The following is an 18,772-nucleotide window of genomic DNA, read 5'->3' as shown; positions in this document are numbered from 1 at the left end:
AGTCCCACCCCCCGCCGTCCGTTGAGTGGGCGTTGAGACACGTTGAACTGCTCCTTGACCAGGGGGGAGGGAATCGACGAGCGCAGGACTCGCCTCAGCCATCCTCACATCGTCCGGAAACGAAACGCCCGGTCAACGCCATCTTGTCGTCAACTATGTTCCGGTCGTTCACCTGCCGTCCACCCGACGGTCCCGGCCAGGCAGCAGCGGGCCATGCATGGCCTTCTGGCCTGGTCAGGAGGGTTGCTCGATACGGACCCGCCATGCATGAGCGGTGCGCGAACCACCAGGCCGAGCTCGGCCGGCAGACAGCACGACAGCGCCCGCCTGCCATGGATCCGGCAGACGGACGCTGTCTCGTGCTACGTGGTCTGGCTCACCTGTCAGCCAGACACCCGCTCACCCGTCGATCATGTCAGCGGCGGATACCCAGGGTGTCGGAGCCGTCGCCGTTCCAGTCGCCGACGAAGACCTCGTCGCCCGAGCGGCCGTAGTGGACCTCGCGGTCCGCCCAACCACCGGTGAGGGTGTTCGACATCAGGTACAGGTTCCCGCGACGCGAGGCGAACGTGTCGCTCCCGTCCCCGTCCCAGTCACCCACGAGCACCTGGTCGTTGCCGCGCCCGTAGGTGAACTCCGCGTCCGCCCAGCCACTGGCCAGGCTGTTGGACACGAAGTACCGGGCCCCACGACGCACCGCGAACGTGTCCGTCCCGTTGCCGTCGTAGTCACCGACGAGGACCTGGTCGCCAGCGCGGCCGTAGTCCAGCTCGGTCTCCGCGTCCCCACCGGTGTGGCGGTTGGTGAGGAAGTAGCTGTTCCCGCGTCGGACGGCGAAGGAGTCCACGCCGTCGCCGTCCCAGTCACCCACGAGCACGGTGTCCCCGGAGCGGCCGAAGGTCAGCTCGATGTCCGCGTTGCCCCCGTAGAGGGAGTTGGACAGGAAGTAGGCGTTCCCGCGGCGCACGGCGAGCGTGTCGGACCCGTTGCCGTCCCAGTCACCCACGAGCACCTGGTCGCCGGGGCGACCGAAGGAGAACTCGTGGTCGGCCCAGATGTCCCAGCCGTCGTTGAGGTAGAACCCACGACCCGGGGTCGGGGGAACCGGCTCGGGGTCGGGGTCCGGCGTCGTGCTGTCGTCGAAGGTGTGGCTCCACTCGGTGGTGGCGTCCTCGGCCAGCTCGTACCCGTCGGCGGCGCGCGCCGTGACGGTCACGGTCCCCTCGCCGGGGTGCGTGCCCGCCTCGACGACCTCGTCGCCGACCAGGTACTCCACGCCCTCGACCGCCGGGACCGTGAAGGTGTCCGCGTCGGTCCCGTCCGCGTCCGTGAACACCACGTCCTCAGGAGTCACCACGACCGGCTCCTCCGGCTCCTCGCCACCGGAGACCGGGATGTCGAGACCGACGATGCCCGGGTTGTGGTCGGAGGACCGGAACGGCGAGACCTCGTGGAAGTTCGTCACGTTGTAGTTGTGCCGGCTGTACTCGAGCGCGAGCGGCTCGTTGGCGTTGATCTCCCAGATCGCGGAGCCGGTGAACAGCTCCAGCGCGGCCTCGTTGGCGAGGATGTGGTCGAGCGACCCGTCCATGCCGTCGAAGTTGTAGCTGTGGGCGCCGGAACGCTCGAACTCGGTGAGGTTGGTGTAGCCGGCGCCGTAGAGGATCTGCATGGGGTCCTCGGCGGTGTAGGCGTTGAAGTCACCGGCGTGGAGGACGGGCTGCTCAGCGCCCCAGTTCTCCTCGGTGAACTCGACGAGCGCCTCGGCCTGGGCGATGCGGTCCGGGTTGGCGTTGCCCTGCCCGGTGCCGTCGTCCGTGCCGGAGCCCTTGGACTTGAAGTGGTTCGCGGTGACGACGAAGGTCGTCTCCGAGAGCTCCTCGTCCGCGCCGACGGCGGCGAACTCCTGGGCCAGCGGCTCGCGCGCGTTGCCGAACGCGGGGCTGTCCGTGAGGATCACCGAGTCGCCGACGGGCGAGATCGTGTCGATCCGGTAGATGAAGGCCGTGCGGATGACGTCCTCGTCGGCGGGCAGCTCGGCGGGCGACTCGACGTAGCCCCACGTTCCGGCGCCGGCGTCCTCGTTGAGGGCCTCGGTCAGCGTGGCGAGGGCCGCGTCGCGGTCCTGGCCGAACTCGGCCGAGTTCTCGATCTCCTCGAGCGCGACGACGTCGGCGTCGAGGGTGTTGATCGCCTCGACGATCTTCTCCTCCTGGCGGGCGAACGCCTCGCTCGACCAGGCGCCGCGGACGTCGCACCAGTCGGCGGTCGTCGGGTTGCCTTCGCGGTCGGGGTAGAACTCGCAGCCCTCCTCGTCCTCGCCGAGGGTGGAGAAGTAGTTGAGGACGTTGAACGAGGCGACCTGGATGTTGCCGCCGACCTCTGCGGGTGCGGCGTGCTCCGCGCGGTCGTTCTCGAACGAGACCCACTCGGTGTAGTTCTCGCCGGTCGCACGCGTCGTGGGCTGGAAGCTCCACGCGCTGTCCCCGTTCTGGACACGACGGAAGTCAACGACGACGGGCGAGCTGATCGTGGCCGACGCCCCGGTCCGCAGCGGCGCCTCCGGCGTGACGTACGGCAGCGGGATCTCGTGGTCCTCGAAGTTGAAGTTGATGAGGTTGAAGCTCGAGCCGTCGTTGAGCACGACGCCGCGGGCGGCGTTGTCGGCCTCGGCCGCGGCGACGCCCTCGGGGTCGGTGACCGGGTTCGCGACGTCGGTCGGGGTGACGAGCGGGCTGTCGCCGGTGGCGAGCCCGACCTCGCCGTACTGGAGCGTCCAGTACGTGTTCGAGACGGTGAACTCGTCGGTCGGGAGCATGAGCATCGACTCGTAGAGCTCGCGCTCGGCGTCCGTCTCGGGCCACGCGGCCTCGACCGGCTCGACGGCGGCGAACTCCTCCTCGAGCGGCGTGACGGTCGGGCCCGAGATCTGCGTGAGCCCGAAGTACTCGCCGGCCTCGCCGGAGACCTCGACGAAGTCACCGATCTCGACGTCTCCCACGACGTCGGGTCCGTAGACGAAGATGCCCGACGACGCGGTGTGCTCCGTCAGGTCGCCGCCCGTGCCCTCGGTCTGGATCGTGAAGCCGTTGAAGCCGCCGGTCGGGTAGACGGCGGTGACGACGCCGCGAGTGGTGACGGACTGGCCCGCGAGCGGGGTCGCGTCGCCCTCGCCCTGGATCTCCTCGATCGTCACGGGCTCGCCGGGCTCGGGGTCCGGGTCGGGGTCCGGATCGCCGCCGCCCTCGATCTCGGGGGTCGGGGCGGCCATCGTGAAGTCGGTCGAGTTGTCGTCCGAGTCGGCGAACCCGTCGCGCTGCCAGGACAGCGGAGTGCTGTTGTTTCCCTCGGAGGCGGCCGCGGCTGTCTCGAAGGTCGTGGCGGTGCCGGTGCCGACGAGGTCGACGATCGCGCCGTCGAGGTCACCGGTGGCCACGGTGCCCTGCGGGAGAGTGACGTTGTCCGTGCCGTCGACCAGCACGACGACCCCGTTGGTCCCGCCCGGGTTGAACGAGCCCCCAGCGTCCTGGTCGGCCAGCGCGGAGATGTCCTCACCGTTGCCGCCGTTCGAGGCACCGGAGACGACGAAGTGCTCACCGGGCTCGATGGTGCCCTCGAGGGCGACGTTGTTGTTCGTCGCGCCGCTACCGGTCGCGGACCGGTACTGCAGCGACATCCCGGACAGGTCGATCGGCTCGTCCGTCGGGTTGTACAGCTCGACGAACTTCTGCTGGTACGGCGCGTTCGCGGACCCGCCGCGCGCGTAGTACTCGGTGATGACGACGGCCGAGTCGTCGGGTGCGGCGGCGGCCGGCAGGGCGGCCACGGGGACGACCACGGAGGTCAGGCCGAGAGCGACGACGGCGCCCAGCCCCACCCCCCGTCGTCCGGTGGTGGGGCGATCAGTCACGTCGCGCAGCTCCTCGGTGGTGTGCGGTCGGCGGCACCGGTCCGGTGCCGCGCGCGGTCATGGTGACACGCGGCACCGACGCCGGGACCGCTCGCACGGACCCGCCCACCAACGGTCATCCCGCGTTCAGCGGGCCGTCACCCGGACAGCGGTCCTGCCCGCTACGCGGTCACTGCCCGTAGACGCTCAGCGTCTCGTCGATGGAGGCCGCGGAGTCGCCGTCGGCCGGCTCGTCGTCACCGCTGCAGGCCGCCACCCCGAGTGCGAGGAGCGCGGGCGTCGCGAGAGCGGGCGTGCCCGCCGGGACCTTCGGCCCGGTCAGGACGGCCGACGACGCACCCCCAGCGTGTCCGTCCCGTCGCCGTCCCAGTCGCCGACGAGCACCTCGTCGTCCGCGCGTCCGTAGGTGAGGTCGAGGTCGGCCCAGCCGTCGGTGAACGAGTTGCGCAGGAGGTACCGGTTGCCTCGGCGGACCGCGAGCGTGTCGTGACCGTCGCCGTCCCAGTCGCCCACGAGCACGACGTCACCGTCGCGTCCGTAGGTGAACTCCTGGGACGCCCACCCGCCAGCGAGGGAGTCGTCGAGGAAGTAGCGGCTCCCCCGGCGTACGCCGAGGGTGTCCGCTCCGTCGGCGTCCCAGTCCCCCACGAGCACCGGATCGCTCGCCCGGCCGTAGTCGAGCGTGACGTCCGCCGGGCCGCTGGTCAGAGAGTTGCGCAGGTGGAACCGGTTGCCGCGGCGGACGGCGAAGGTGTCCACACCGTCGCCGTCCCAGTCGCCGACGAGCACCTCGTCCCCGCGGTGCCCGTAGACCAGCACGACGTCGGCCGAGCCGGCGGCGTGCCGGTTGCGCAGGAAGAACGTCGCGTTGTCGCGCACGCCGACGGTGTCGGTGCCGTCGCCGTCCCAGTCGCCCACGACGACCTGGGCCGACGGGACGCCGAAGCGGAAGATGTGGTCGGGCGAGTCGTCCCAGCCGTTGTCGAGGAAGAACCCGTGGGTCGGGGCCGGCTCGACGGGCGGCTCGGCGTCCTGCTCCGCCACGAGGACGGCGACGGTGCGCGCCGGGATCGTCACCGTGCCGGTGGCCGCGTCCCACGTGGTGCCGCGGACCACCTCGTCGTCGCCGTTCGCCTGGACCTCGTGGAGGGCGAGCTCGACACCGGCCAGTCCGTCGACGGCCTCGGTGATCGGCTCGGGCGAGGCGTTGAAGACCGTGACGAGCCGGTCGAGATCCGGGTCGACGTCACGTCCCGTCGTGTCGTCCACCGACATGACGAGCAGACCGGGGGTGGCGTCCGCTCCCCCGTTGGGGAAGGTGACCATCTCCTGGATCGCATCGGCGTCCCCGAGGCGGAACAGCTCGGTCGATGTCCGCAGCCGCATCAGGTCGAGCGACTGCTCGTGCGCGGCCGCGATGTCCGCCGGCTCGGGGGTGAGCGCCGGATTCTCCAGCAGCGGCGTGAGCAGGTCCCAGTGGGCGCCGTTCTTCTCCTCCGGCGGCAGGCCGACCCCGAAGTTGTTCGACTGCCCGGACCAGTCGACCGCATTGAAGTGATCGCCGGAGTTGTAGCTGTCCCGGTCCATCGACTTCGATCGGAGCTGGTCGGTGCCTGCGTGCCAGAACGCCGGGGACTGCCCGAGCGCGACCGTGGCGAGGGACAGGGTGTTCATCCGGACCCGGTCAGCCATCGACGTGTCGGTGGGCAGGCGCCAGATTCCGAGGTCGTAGAGCGTCTCGTTGTCGTGCGCGTCGACGTAGTTGACGGACTCCGACGGCGAGGAGGCGTACCCGGCGGGCGCCCCGTTGTAGTCGAGCTCGTCGCCGCGCTGCTCGGACCCGGTGCTCGTGACGAACGTGTAGTCCGCCAGGTTGCCCGCCATGCCGAGCCGGACGAGGTCCGTGCGGTGGAGAAGGTCGGCGCGCTGCTCCTCGGGTGTCGCCGTCGAGACGCCGTTGGGGTCGGTGAACAGTCCGGTGCCGAAGCCCTGGTTCTCCCGCTTGTCCTCGTCGAACGGGCCGCCGCCGTGGACGGCGTCGCGCAGCCGGTCGTTGAAGGCGCCGATGTCGGTGCCGTCGAGCTGGCCCTGCGTGGCCTGCTCGAACCGGGCGTTGTCCGTCACCTCGCCGAAGTTCCAGCCCTCGCCGTAGATGTACATCTCGGACCCGTCGACGCCGTCGTCCTCGAGGGTGAGCTCGTCGAGCGCGGCCCGGACGGCCTCCATGTTCTCCCGGCTGTGGTGGCCCATGAGGTCGAACCGGAACCCGTCGACCCGGTACTCCCGCGCCCACGTGACGACCGAGTCGACCATCAGCTGCTCCGCCATCGCATGCTCGGTGGCGATGTTCTGGCAGCAGGTCGAGGTCTCCACCTGCCCCGTCAGCGAGAGCCGGTGGTAGTAGCCGGGCACGACCCGGTCGAGCACGGACTGCTCGGACTGGCCCGACGCGGCCGTGTGGTTGAAGACCTGGTCGAGGACCACCTGGTAGCCGGAGCGGTGCAGCCCGCCGACCATCTCGCGGTACTCGACCACGCGGTCGCCGCCGTCCTGGTTCCCGTCGGACGCGTAGGAGCCCTCCGGGACGGAGTAGTGCAGCGGGTCGTAGCCCCAGTTGAAGGCGTCCTGGTCGGCCACCGCGCTCACCGCGGCCTGCTGCTCGGTGGACGCCGGTCCGGCGTCGGGGATCTCCGGGACGACCTGCTCCGCCCGGTCCTCCTCGATCGTGGCGATGTCGAAGGTGGGCAGGAGGTGGATGGTGTTCATCCCGGCGTCGGCGAGCTCCTCGAGGTGCTCGACCCCGTCGGTGCCCTCGAGCGCGAACGCGCCGTACGTGCCGCGCAGCTCCTCGGGGACCGTCTCGTCGGAGATGGAGAAGTCGCGCACGTGCAGCTCGTAGATCGACCGGTCGACGAAGTCCTCGATCACGGGGGCCTCGCTGTCCGTCCAGACCTCGGGGGCCAGCGCGGGGTCGTCGAGGTCGAGCAGCACCGAGTGCGTGCTGTTCGTCGTCAGTGCGAGGGAGTAGGGGTCGGTGACGACGTTGTGCTCGACCTGCCCGGTCGACGGGACGAACACCTCGACGTCGTAGCGGTAGGCGCGGCCCAGCCAGTCGGCGCTGCCCGCGGCGGACCACGTGCCGTCCTCGTCCCGGGTCATCTCGACCTCGGTGGGCTCACCGGTGCCGGCGGCGTCGTCGAAGAGCTGGAGGGTGACGGTGCGGGCGGTGGGCGCCCAGATCGCGAGGTGCGGGACCCCGCCCTCGACGACCGGGCCGAGCGCGGTCTGCCTCGCGCCGTCGGCGTAGAGGTCGTCGAGCACCCCGGGGACCTGCACGCCGGTGGCCGCCTCGACCGTGTCTCCGGTGCGGGTGACGAGGAGCTGGCCGCGCAGGGCCTCCTCGAAGACTGCGCGGTCCGCCTCGTCGACGCTCAGGGCCGACATGCCGGCGAGGTGCGGCCAGGTCGCGGCCTGCTCGTCGGTGGGACCGGCCGTGTCGTAGCTCAGGGTGATCGAGCCGTCAGCCCCGGTCACGGCCCCGTCGACGACGGCCATGCCGCCGTCGGCCGCGTGATGGAGGGTGTAGGTCGATCCGGTCGGGTCGTCACCGGCGAGGTCGGTGGGCCACAGGATGGTCCCCCGGTCGACCCAGTGGGCCAGCGTCTGGCCGGTGCCCGGCACCGCCGGGTTCTCCACCGAGATGTCGAGCACGTGGGTGGCGAGGTCGTAGGAGAAGGTGACCTCCTCGCCGTCGGAGGAGACGACGAACGGGTAGTTCGCGCCGTCGAGCTCGCCGCCGACCCCGTAGTTCTCGGCCCAGGAACGGCCGTGCGCGGCCTTGACCTCGTGGCTGCCCACGGGGATCTCGGTGGTGGTGAAGGTGTAGACGCCGTCGCCGTCCGCGTCCCACATGAGCGAGGCGAGGCAGTCGGGCGCCCAGTCGGAGCCGCAGCCGAGCGCCGGCTGGAACGATCCGGGAAGGGTGACGAGCGGCCCCTCGGCGGTGCTCGTGAACAGGTGGGTGGCGGGGTCGTAGACGAAGGTGATCTCGCCGCCGTCGTGGCTGTAGCTGACGTTGTCTCCGCCGGGGACGCCGCCGGCGCCGTAGTTGACGTCCCAGCTGTCGCCGATCGCAATCTTGTACTCGTAGTCGCCGGCGGGGAGATCGAAGGTGCCGACGTAGAGGCCGGAGGCCTCGTCGAGGGTGAGCGCGGAGTCGGCGCAGCCGGGCTGCCAGTCACCGGGGCAGCCCATGGCGGCCTGGTGGGAGCCGGGGACGGTGACGATCTCGCCGTCGCCCGGGCCGTCGTCCGCCGGCGTGCCGGAGAGGTCGTATCCGACGACGCCGAAGGTCGAGCCCGCGAACGAGGCACCGTCGGCGTCGGTCGCCACGGCGCGGTACTCGACGACGGTGCCCGCGGCGAGTCCCTCGACGTCGTGGAAGACGCGCGGGGTGTCGTCCTCGGCGACGCCGAGCGGCTGCCAGTCGGTCTCGCCGGCGACCCGGTAGGCGAACGAGGTCTCGAGGTAGTGGTTGTCCGGGACGTCGGCGGAGATCGGTGCCAGGGTCGGCGTGTTGCCGGACCCGGCGAGCTCGGTGCCGCCGGGGAACATCTCGAGGGTGCCGTCGCCCACCGGTGCGACGGTGGTGTCGGCGACCCACGCGAGGGCCGTGAGCGGCGGGACCTCGATCGTCACCTGAGCGCCGTCGGCGGTGAGGGCGGCGCCGTCGCCGAGGATCGGGGTGTAGGTCGCGTCGCGGCTGAGCGTGTCGAGGGTGACGGTCTGCGGCGTCGTCAGGTTGTTGACGGCCACGAGGTGCTCGACGGGGTCCGCGCGATCGACGCGGCTGAAGGCGTACACGCCGCCGCCCGACTCGGCGTAGAGCTCGACCTGGGCGCCGGTGACGAGGGCGGGGTGGTCCTCGCGGAGCTGCGCGAGCTCGGCGATGTGGGTGTAGAGCGGGGCGCCGGTGTCGAAGAGGTCGCGGGAGCCGACCTGCTCCCCGGTGAGGAGGGTCTGGTCGGTGTACTCGGCGGTCCGGGAGGCGAAGAGCGACTGCCGGGCGCCCTTGTCGTTGCCGGTCCCGACGAACCCTTGCTCGTCGCCGTAGTAGACGACCGGCTGACCGCGCGTGAGGTACATGAGGGAGTGGCCGAGCTCGGAGCGGGCGAGCTCGTCGCCGCGCCCCTGGAGGAGGTAGCCGACGCGCCCCATGTCGTGGTTGCCGAGGAAGGTCGGCAGGGAGGTCGAGGTCGAGTGCGGGGTCGTGTAGTAGTCGTCGGACGCGAAGAGACCCGCGAGGCCCTGGGCGGTGTAGCCGCTCGCATAGTTGAGGGCCGAGGACTGGTAAGCGAAGTCGAGCACCGAGGTCATGTCGGTGTCCCGCACGTACGGGGACGTGAGCGTCGCGTCGGCGTCGAAGACCTCGCCGAACGTGAAGAAGTCGGGGTTCGTAGCCTCGGCGTGAAGGTCGAGGGCGGCGGTGAACTCCTCCCAGAACTCGACGTTGACGTGCTTGACGGTGTCGATGCGGAACCCGTCGATGCCGAGGTCCATCCAGGTCGTGTAGATGTCGATGAACTCGGCGACCACGCGCGGGTCCTCGGTCATCACGTCGTCGAGGTTCTCGAAGTCGCCGAAGGTGACGGACTCGCCCTCCCAGGTCGAGCTGCCGCGGTGGTGGTAGACGGTGGGATCGTTGAACAGCTCGGGGACCATGTCGACGGCGCCGTCGTTGCGCACGGGCGTGTAGGGGAACGACGTGGCCGGGTCGAGCTCGGGGAAGTCGGGCGAGCCGGCGAGCGCGGAGACGTCGACGGCGGTGCCGGCCGCGTCCGTGTAGGGGTAGGTCGCGATGTCCCGGTAGGCGTACTCCCCCTCGGCGAACGAGAAGTTGTCGGCCGTGTGGTTGGTGATGATGTCGAAGTAGACGTCGATGCCGCGGGCGTGAGCGTCGTCGATGAAGGCCTCGAGCTCGGCGTTCGTGCCCAGGTGCGGGTCGATCTGCGTGAAGTCGGTGATCCAGTAGCCGTGGTACCCCGCGGAGGCGTCCTCGCCCTCGCCCTGGACGGGGCGGTTGACGAACGACGGCGTGAGCCAGATCGCGGTCGTGCCCAGGCCCTCGATGTAGTCGAGCTGCTCGCTCAGGCCGGCGATGTCGCCGCCCTGGTAGAAGCCTCGGTTCGTCGGGTCGAAGCCGTGGTCGAGCCGGTCGCCCGCGATCCCGCCGGTGTCGTTCGACGGGTCGCCGTTCTCGAACCGGTCGGTGAGGACGAAGTAGAAGCTCTCCCCCGCTCCCGCGTCGCGATAGGGCTCGGCGACGAGCGCGTCATCGGTGGACTCGTCGTACTCGCCCGGGAGGTCGGGCAGATCGATGGCGAGGGTGCCGGCGGCGTCGTCGACCCGGAAGGTGACCGTGGTGGGCGCGGCGAGGGTGATCGAGTAGTTGTCCTCGCCGTCGCCGATCGCGCCGTCCCAGACACCGTCGAGCGCGGCCTTGAACTGCCAGGTGCCCGCCGGGACCTCGGCGGTGAGCTCGTAGACACCCTCGACGTCGGTGCCCGTCAGTGTGGTCTCCGCACAGGCGGTGTCCCAGTCGGCGGCGCAGCCGAGTTCGGTCTGGAGGTCGCCTGCAAGGACGACCTGGCGGTCGCTCGCGTCGGGCGCGGGTACCGCGGGAGTGTCCGGCGCGGGAAGCGGCGCCGCGGGGCTCGGCGCCGCGGGCAGTGCCGTCCCGGCGGCGGGCGAGGCCTGTACCGCGCCGGCCGACGTCGCGGCGGCGAGCGTTCCGCCGGCCGCGAGGCCGGAGCCCAGCAGAGCGACCGCCGAGAGGACGGCGAGGGTGGACGTGACTGGGCGAGGTCGGGTGACGCTCATGGACCGGTGACTCCTTCGTCGGGCGCGGCGGTGCGCTGGCGCCTACCCAACCAGGCTGCAAGTCATCCTGCAAGAGGTGCTGCAATTTTCCGCACGCGATTTCAGACGGCCCCGCTCACTGGTCGAGAGTGCGGTTCGGGGCCCTCGGACGCCCTGCCGGGAGACCGATCGGCGAGGCTCGGCGCGCCGTCGACGGATGCCTCGCCGCGCACGACGACGGGGCCACCACCCGAAGGTGGCGGCCCCGTGAGGTCCGGTCCCGTGCCGGACCGGACGCGTCAGTTGATCGCGATGTGCGGCGGCCACGTGCCGCTGTCAAGGTTGGCGTGATTGCCGATGGGATCGTTGAGCATCCTCTGGAGCTCACCGAGAGCATCGACGGTGATGCCATCAAGTTCGGCCATGACATCGTCCCACTTGCCCGGGAGGGTGACCAGCGCGGTGATGGACGCGATCAACGCACTGACAGCCGCAACGATTCCCAGCGCGAGGAGACCTGCGGTGAGGCCGGTCGCAAGGCATGCCGCGATGAGTCCCGCTATGGATCCGATGACCCCGACGACCCCACCAACGAGCTGGCCGATGAACTCGAAAGCTTCTCGCCAGTAGTTTTCCAGGTGCTGCGCCATGTCTTCGAGCTGATCATGGATCGCATAGGCGATCTCGGGCAGAGCGGTACCGACTGCTGCGTGCTGCTGCCCCGCCACCGTCGAATAGACGTCCCCGTTGTCGTCCCATGAGTCGAGCGAGGGAAGATTGGTCCCCGTCGGGCTGATGCTCGTGGCATGACCGCCCATGTCATCGCCCCAGGTCTGCCAGTCCAGTGCGACCTCTCGGATGAGTTCCGCATCGCCCAGACGATCGATGAGCTCCTCGACATATTCGATGAGCACCTCGGCGTCCTCACGGAGAGGATCGATCGTCGGGTCCACAAGATATCGGAGGAAGCCTGGGCAGCTGTTCTGCACCTCGGTGCAGTCGGCAAGGAGCTGCTCGATCTCGAGTAGCGCCTCGCCTCCGTCGCTGATGATCGAGTCCTTGAGCGACATGTCTTGGTGTCCCTTCTATCGTGCTGCGCTCAGACGCGCGAGAAATCGATCTCGGACTGGTAGTCGGTGTCCTCGTAGATGTCGGCCGCTCGCCGCAGCACGCTGGCGACGGCGGTGAAGGCTGTCGGCCCGTCGCCCGCGAGCGTGTCGACCGTCGATCGGACCGCCTCGTACGCCTCCTTCACGCCGAGCTCGATCGCAGCACCTGGAAGTGCACCTTCCGGCATCGTGAGGTCGTCGACCTGGTTCGCGGTGGGGGTGAAGGTATCGGTCGAGAACGCCTCCCAGTGCGAGGCGTCCGTGCGAAGGTCGTCGGTGTCGACCCTGACGTTCATTCCATTGCTCCGATCGTTGGTGAGAGTGTCAGCGGTTCTGCGCGCGCGTGATGAGTTCGGTGGTTGCCGGGAAGTCCTGCGCGAGTCGTCGGTTCATCTCGTCGAGACGAGCGGCGGCGGCGTCGACGATCTCGAGCAGGGCGCGCGCGAGAGGCTCTGCCCGTCGACGCGTCCAGATCTCCCCGATCGACAAACTGACAGGAGAGCCGTGACGTGAGACGACCGCCAAGTTTTTCTCTGAGTTCGCATCCTCGAACTCGGTCGAGTACATCTCCATCAGGCGGTCGCGGTAGAGCTCACGCTCCTCCCGTGCCCGACGCGCAAGCTCGATCATGCGTTTCGCCTGTTCGAGCTGGTCGCCGCGGTTCGGTTCTGTCCCGATACCGCTATCCGGCTGCGCACCGGTGCTGCGACGGGCGGCATCCCTAGCACCGCCGGCGGTCCCGTTGCGCCGCGCCTCCAGCCGTGCGCGAACCTCATCCGCGATCGGGGTGACCTGCGGAATCCGTCGTCCTCCGGCCGACACAGGCTCGTCCCCCTCAGCCGGTACACGCGCCATCTGAGCGGCACCGTATGCCTCCATCAGCGCTGCAGCCAGCTCCTCCGGGGTCAGCTCGGACGCCCAACCGCCGTCGATCTCCACGTAGGCGATCCGCCCGGCCTCGTCCACACCAATCTGTGCGAACTGCCCCTCGTCGACACCGAATGAGAGCTCCGGCCCGGCATGGTTGTCCTCGGTCATGCGACTCCTTCTGGATGGTCGAGGTAATTGATCGGCAAAGATCCGCCACGCAGGTCGAGATGGGGCGTTCCGGCAAGTAAAACGCCTGCTTGAAGAACGGATGATCCAGGCCACGGGGAGTTGTCCCCTCGGGGTCGATCGACGCCTGATCCTTCGACGAGCGAAGAGGGGCGGTCGACCCACGACGACGGGGCCGCCACCCGAAGGTGGCGGCCCCGTGAGGTCCGCTCCGGCGTCGTGCCGGATCTTCCGCCAGCACATCGGCCGGGCAACCGCCGGCTCATCGGCCGACGGAACCCCGTCAGATCAGCCCGAGCGCCGCAACCGCGTCGCGCTCCTCGACCAGCTCGGCAGCCGTCGCGTCCATCCGCCCGCGCGAGAACTCGTCGATCTCGAGCCCCTCGACGACCCTCCACTCCCCGTTCTCCGAGGTCACGGGGAACGAGTAGACGACGCCCTCGGGCACGCCGTAGTGCGAGCCGTCGGAGTAGATCGCGGCCGAGGTCCACGAGCCCGTCACACCGTTGACCCAGTCGTGCACGTGGTCGATCGCGGCCGACGCGGCCGAGGCCGCCGACGACGCACCGCGCGCCTCGATGATCGCGGCGCCGCGCTTGGCCACGGTCGGGATGAAGTCGTTCTCCACCCACTCGCGGTCGGCGAGCAGGTCGGTCGCCGGCGCCCCGGCGATCGTCGTCTGCGTGAGGTCCGGGTACTGGGTCGAGGAGTGGTTGCCCCAGATGGTCAGCCGGTCGATGTCGCTGACGGCGGCGCCGGTCTTGGCGGCGAGCTGGCTGACGGCCCGGTTGTGGTCGAGCCGCGTCATCGCGGTGAATCGCGAGGCCGGCACGTCGGGCGCGTTCTTCGCGGCGATGAGGGCGTTGGTGTTGGCCGGGTTCCCGACGACGAGGACCCGGATGTCGTCCGCGGCCCCCGCGTTGATCGCCTTGCCCTGCGGGCCGAAGATCCCGCCGTTGGCGGCGAGCAGGTCGCCGCGCTCCATGCCGGCGCCGCGCGGACGCGCGCCCACGAGCAGGCCGACGTTGGCGCCGTCGAACGCCTTCGTCGGGTCGTCGAAGATGTCGACCCCGGCCATCAGCGGGAACGCGCCGTCGGCCAGCTCCATCGCCGTGCCCTCGGCGGCCGTGACGGCCTGCGGGATCTCCAGCAGGCGCAGGCGCACGGGGGTGTCGGGGCCGAGCAGCTGGCCCGAGGCGATGCGGAACAGGAGGGCGTAGCCGATCTGGCCGGCGGCGCCCGTGACGGTGACGTTCACGGGGGTGGCGGACATGCAGGACTCCTTCGTCGGGGTACGTGGACGTGGTCGGTGGGGTGCGAGCCGGTCGGATCGCGACCGGCCCGTCGAGCCCCGCACCACCCCAGGCTAGTGCGCCCCGGTACCGCCCGCGCCGGATCGTCCCTCGCCGCTCTCGATCCGGCCGTCGACGGCAAGCGGGTCCTCGCCCCGCTCCGCCGCGTTCCGGAGCTCGACCTGGGGGCCGGACGGCCCCCTGGGGGTTCCCGCCTCCTTCGGCCCGTCGGCGCCGATCTCGTCCGCACCGACGGCGAGATCGCGTCCGCCGTCGTCGACCGGGTCGCGCTCGGCCCGGGTGACGGTCACGCGGTCGACCCGGCGGCCGTCGAGCGTGCGGACCGTGAGGGTCGCGTCGCCCCAGGCCACGGTGTCGCCCTCGGCGGGCAGGCGGCCGAGCTCGGACATGATGTAGCCGGCGAGCGTGTCGTAGGGCCCGTCGGGCAGCTCGACCTCGAAGAGCCGCTGGATCTCCGCGCGGCTGAGCAGCCCGGAGACGTCGTCCGCACCGGCGCCCTCGACGACCTCGGGCTCCTCCCGGTCGTACTCGTCGTGGATCTCGCCGACGAACTCCTCGACGACGTCCTCCATCGTCACGATGCCGTCGGTACCGCCGTACTCGTCGACGATGACGGCGAAGTGCGCGTGCGTGCGGCGCATCTCGGTGAGCGTGGACAGGACCGCCTTGCCCGTGGGGAAGTAGAGGGTCTCGCGCACGAGGTCGCGGACGAACCGGATCTCCGGCCCGGGGTTGATGAAGTCGCGGACGTGGACGAAGCCGAGGATGTCGTCGTCGTTCTCGCCCCGGACGGGGTAGCGCGAGTGCTCCATCGCGCCGACGGTGGCGCGGGCCTCGTCGATCGTCGTGTCGGCGTCGAGGAACTCGACCTCGGTGCGCGGCGTCATCACCTCCTGGACGGACCGCTCCCCCACGGCCAGCAGGTCGGCGACGATCTGCCGCTCCTCGTCCCCGAGTCCCTCGTGACCGACGACGATCTGGCGCAGCTCCTCCGCGTCCATCTCCTCGGCGCGGGCGTGCGGGTCGCGGCCGAGCAGGCGCAGCACGAGGTTCGTCGAGACGTCGAGCAACCAGATGACCGGGCGCAGCACGAGGGCGATGAGGTTGAGCGGGCGGGCCACCACCATCGAGAACTTCTCGGCCCCCTGCATGGCGAGACGCTTGGGCACCATCTCGCCGAAGACGAGGGACATGTAGGACACGATGAGGGTGATCCCGATGAACGAGACCGTCCCGGCGGCGCTCTCGGACAGACCCCAGTCCACGAGGTACGGGGAGACGTAGGGGGCGATCGTCGACGCGCCGTAGGACGCCGAGAAGAAGCCGGCCAGCGTGACGCCGACCTGCACGGCGGACAGGAAGGTGTTCGGGTTCTCCGTCAGCCTGGCGACGGTCGCGCCGCTGCCGCCCTTCTGGGCCATCGACCGGACCTGCGACTCGCGCAGGGAGACGAGCGCGAACTCCGAGGCCGCGAACACACCGCCGATGAGGACGAAGACGAGAACGAGCAAGGAGTCCTGCAGTAACGGGTGCACCCGTCCATTATCAGGTCGGGGGCCCGGGAGCGACACGTGCCCGCGTGTGGCACTGCGCTCGTGCTGGGCACCGCTCCCGCGCCGGGCGGCGCGCTCCCGCGGGCGGGCCGGTCAGACCGCGACGGCCTCGCCCCAGGGCGCGAGGAACGCGAGGACCGCCGCCGCGCCGAGCAGTGTGACCAGGTCGATCGCGAGCGCCCGTCCGCCGATGATCTCCCGTGCCCCGAAGGCGGCCCGGACCACCGCGACCACGACGAGCATCCCGGCGAGCAGGTAGCAGGCCGTGGGGACGTCGACGACGACACCCACGAGCACGACGACGACGAGCCACCCGAGGATCGCGAGCCCCGGCAGCACGGGTGCGCGGTTGGTCGTCACGCGGCGAGGCTACCGTGGCCGGATGCAGGCTCCCGGCTCCCCCTCCGACGACGACGCCACCCCCGAGACCGCCGTCGACGTGCTCGTGGTCGGTGGTGGCGTGGCCGGCCTGAGGACCGCCGCCGCGCTGCGCGAGGGCGGGTTCGACGGGTCAATGCTGCTGGTCGGGGCCGAGGACCGCGCGCCGTACGACCGCACGACCCTCTCGACGCACCTGCTGACCCAGGACGCTCCGCCGGCCCTTGCCGACGCCGGGCTCGGCGACCTCGCCGCGCTGGACGTCGACCACCGGCTCGCGAGGGTCACCTCGGTCAGCGACCTCGGCGAGGAGGCCGCGATCACCCTCGACGACGGCGCCGTCATGAGGGCGAGGACCGTCGTCGCGGCCTCCGGGGCGCGGGCGGTCGACCCGCCGTGGCCCGGTGCGCGCGTGCTCCGGTCGGCGGCGGACGCGGCCGCGTTGCGCGAGGCGTTGGCCCCCGGTGCGCGGCTCGTCGTCGTCGGGGCGGGGTGGATAGGAGCGGAGGTGGCCGGGTCGGCGGCCGCGGCGGGCGTCGACGTGACCGTGGTCGAGGCCGGCGCGCAGCCGCTCGGACGGGCGCCGGGGGTCCTCGGCGCGCACGTGCGCGCGTGGTTCGACGCGGCCGGGGTCGGGCTCGTCACGGGCGCGGCGGTCAGGGACGTCACTGGATCGGCCGACGACGGGGCCGCGCGATCGCACCCGTCCGTGCGGCCCGCCGGACGGACCGTCAGGCTCGCGGACGGCCGCGAGCTGCAGGCCGACACCGTGCTCGCCGCCCTCGGCGCCGCGCCGGAGACGGGCTGGCTCTCCGGCGTCGCGGAGCTCACCGGCTCCGGGCACGTCCTCGTGGACGCGACCGGCCGCGCGATCGGTGGGCCGGCCTGGCTGCGGGCGGTCGGCGACGTCGCGGCCACCGCTCTCCCCGACGGCTCCGTCGAGCCGGGCGCCCACTGGAAGGGCGCCCTCCACCATCCCGCGGCCGTCGCCGCGGGACTGCTCGGTCTCGAGCCGCCGCCCCGCCCGGCGTCGTACGTGTTCTCCGAGATGTTCGGCCACGACGTGGCGGTGCTCGGCGCGCCCGCGGGCGAGCCCGCGGTCGTCCGGTCCGACGACGCCGGCACCACCTGGCTGTGGACCGATGCGGCCGGCCGGCTCACCGGGGCCGCGACGGCGGACCACCCGCGCGACGTCCCGCCGCTGCGGCGGTCCCTCGCCGGCGACGCCCGTCCGATGCTCGATCTGGAGGTCGCCGCCGACCCGGCCCGCCGCCTCCGCGACGCGATCGCCCGCCCCTGACCCCTCCGTCGTCGAGATTGCGGTTGGTGCCCATCGAGGTTGCGGTTGGTGCACGCCGAGATTGCGGTTGGGAGCCACGATTGCTCGAGAGTGCGGGTCAGGCGGTCCTCCCGCCGGCGGTTTCAATCGGTTGTTGCAACGTGCGCCTTGGGAGGGTGTACGGATGGCTGGGAAGAGATTGACACTTGAGGAGCGGGCGAAGATCGAGGCGCTGTTCGGTCAGCGATTGACGTTCCCGCAGATCGCTGAGCGGATCGGTCGTCACCGGACCACGGTGTGGCGCGAGGTCACTCGCAATAACTCCTACCGGGGCGCTCACCTGGACACACCCGGGACGCGTTCCCCGGCGGGACGCCGGCAGGCCAATCCCGCCGGTCGTGGTGGCGCCTACCGGTGGGCGTACTCGTGCCGGAACGCGCAGCGCAGGGCCGACAAGCGGGCCCGCAGGCCCAGGCCCGGCAAGTTGACCGGCGATCGCCGCCGCGGGGTGACCTCGGGTCGCGGCCGGCTATGGCCCCTGGTGCGGGACAAGCTCGAACAGCGGTGGTCTCCGCAGCAGATCGCACACTGGCTTCGTCAGGAGTATCCCGACCGGCCGGAGCGATGGGTGTCCCACGAGACGATCTACCAAGCGATCTACTACCAAGCTCGTGGCGGGCTGCGCAGCGAGATCGCACGCCAGGTCGCACTCCGTACCGGGCGGACCAGGCGGCGCCCCCAGTCCCGCCTCGCGCGGGCGGCACACTCGGGCAAGGCCTGGACCCATGGCCTGAACATCAGCACCCGGCCGGCCGAGGTCGAAGACCGGGCCGTGCCCGGGCACTGGGAAGGTGACCTGATCATCGGTGCGCGTAGCGCGTCGGCGATCATCACCCTGGTCGAGCGTTCCACGCGGTACGTCATGCTCGGCGCTCTACCGGAGAGCAGGGTCTCCGAGCAGGTGATCGACGTGCTGATCGAGACGATGGGCCGCCTGCCGGCCGAGCTGGCCGCGACTCTGACCTGGGATCAGGGCGCTGAGATGGCCAAGCACGCCCACTTCACGCTGGCGACAGACTGCCGGGTCTTCTTCTGCGACCCGCACTCGCCCTGGCAGCGAGGCTCGAACGAGAACACCAACGGCCTGCTGCGGCAGTACTTTCCCCGCTCGAGTACCGACTTCCGCACCTACGCCCAGCGCGACCTCGACGCCGTCGCCCGCGAACTCAACACACGACCACGCATGACACTGGGCTGGCAGACTCCAGCGAAACGACTCAACGACCTACTCGTTGCAACAACCACTTGAAACCGCC

The 18,772-nt window shown here is 70.8% G+C and carries 10 protein-coding genes; 2 read left to right on the top strand and 8 right to left on the bottom strand.

The window, feature by feature from the left end; all coding sequences use genetic code 11:
- Positions 1-415: 415 nt before the first annotated feature.
- From ACPYO6_RS14225 to ACPYO6_RS14190, 8 genes are all read right to left on the bottom strand, one after another.
- Positions 416-3,910, bottom strand: a complete 3,495-nt coding sequence (locus tag ACPYO6_RS14225; RefSeq protein WP_425715427.1) for an ExeM/NucH family extracellular endonuclease — start codon at positions 3,908-3,910, stop codon at positions 416-418.
- A gap of 318 nt (positions 3,911-4,228) precedes the next feature.
- Entirely contained in the window at positions 4,229-10,789 is a 6,561-nt protein-coding gene (gene pulA / locus ACPYO6_RS14220; protein ID WP_425715426.1) for a pullulanase-type alpha-1,6-glucosidase, read from the bottom strand.
- 278 nt (positions 10,790-11,067) lie between these two features.
- Positions 11,068-11,838 (bottom strand): hypothetical protein, encoded by a 771-nt coding sequence (locus ACPYO6_RS14215; RefSeq protein WP_425715425.1) that lies wholly within the window; start codon positions 11,836-11,838, stop codon positions 11,068-11,070.
- A 29-nt stretch (positions 11,839-11,867) separates the two neighbouring features.
- Positions 11,868-12,173 (bottom strand): hypothetical protein, encoded by a 306-nt coding sequence (locus ACPYO6_RS14210; RefSeq protein ID WP_425715424.1) that lies wholly within the window; start codon positions 12,171-12,173, stop codon positions 11,868-11,870.
- Between the two features lie 28 nt (positions 12,174-12,201).
- Positions 12,202-12,915 carry a hypothetical protein gene (locus tag ACPYO6_RS14205; RefSeq protein ID WP_425715422.1) on the bottom strand — a complete coding sequence of 238 codons (714 nt, stop codon included), beginning with the start codon at positions 12,913-12,915 and terminating at the stop codon, positions 12,202-12,204.
- Positions 12,916-13,216: 301 nt separating this feature from the next.
- Positions 13,217-14,206, bottom strand: coding sequence for a malate dehydrogenase (locus tag ACPYO6_RS14200; RefSeq protein ID WP_425715421.1), 990 nt, complete (start codon positions 14,204-14,206; stop codon positions 13,217-13,219).
- 93 nt (positions 14,207-14,299) lie between these two features.
- Positions 14,300-15,781, bottom strand: coding sequence for a hemolysin family protein (locus tag ACPYO6_RS14195; protein WP_425715419.1), 1,482 nt, complete (start codon positions 15,779-15,781; stop codon positions 14,300-14,302).
- Positions 15,782-15,892: 111 nt separating this feature from the next.
- Positions 15,893-16,159 (bottom strand): hypothetical protein, encoded by a 267-nt coding sequence (locus ACPYO6_RS14190; protein WP_425715418.1) that lies wholly within the window; start codon positions 16,157-16,159, stop codon positions 15,893-15,895.
- A gap of 22 nt (positions 16,160-16,181) precedes the next feature.
- On the opposite strand from ACPYO6_RS14190, the gene ACPYO6_RS14185 reads away from it, so the two are divergent.
- On the top strand, positions 16,182-17,477 hold the full coding sequence (locus ACPYO6_RS14185) for an FAD-dependent oxidoreductase (RefSeq protein WP_425715417.1): 1,296 nt from the start codon (positions 16,182-16,184) through the stop codon (positions 17,475-17,477).
- Between the two features lie 163 nt (positions 17,478-17,640).
- Positions 17,641-18,765: an IS30 family transposase gene (locus tag ACPYO6_RS14180; RefSeq protein WP_425713196.1), complete on the top strand. Its 1,125-nt coding sequence runs from the start codon at positions 17,641-17,643 to the stop codon at positions 18,763-18,765.
- The last annotated feature ends 7 nt before the right edge of the window (positions 18,766-18,772 follow it).

The sequence above is a fragment of the Georgenia sp. Z1344 genome, from assembly GCF_049856295.1.
Classification (GTDB): domain Bacteria; phylum Actinomycetota; class Actinomycetes; order Actinomycetales; family Actinomycetaceae; genus JB111.
Note: the sequence above shows the minus strand (reverse complement) of the source record. Positions and strands in the feature narration are given on the sequence as shown.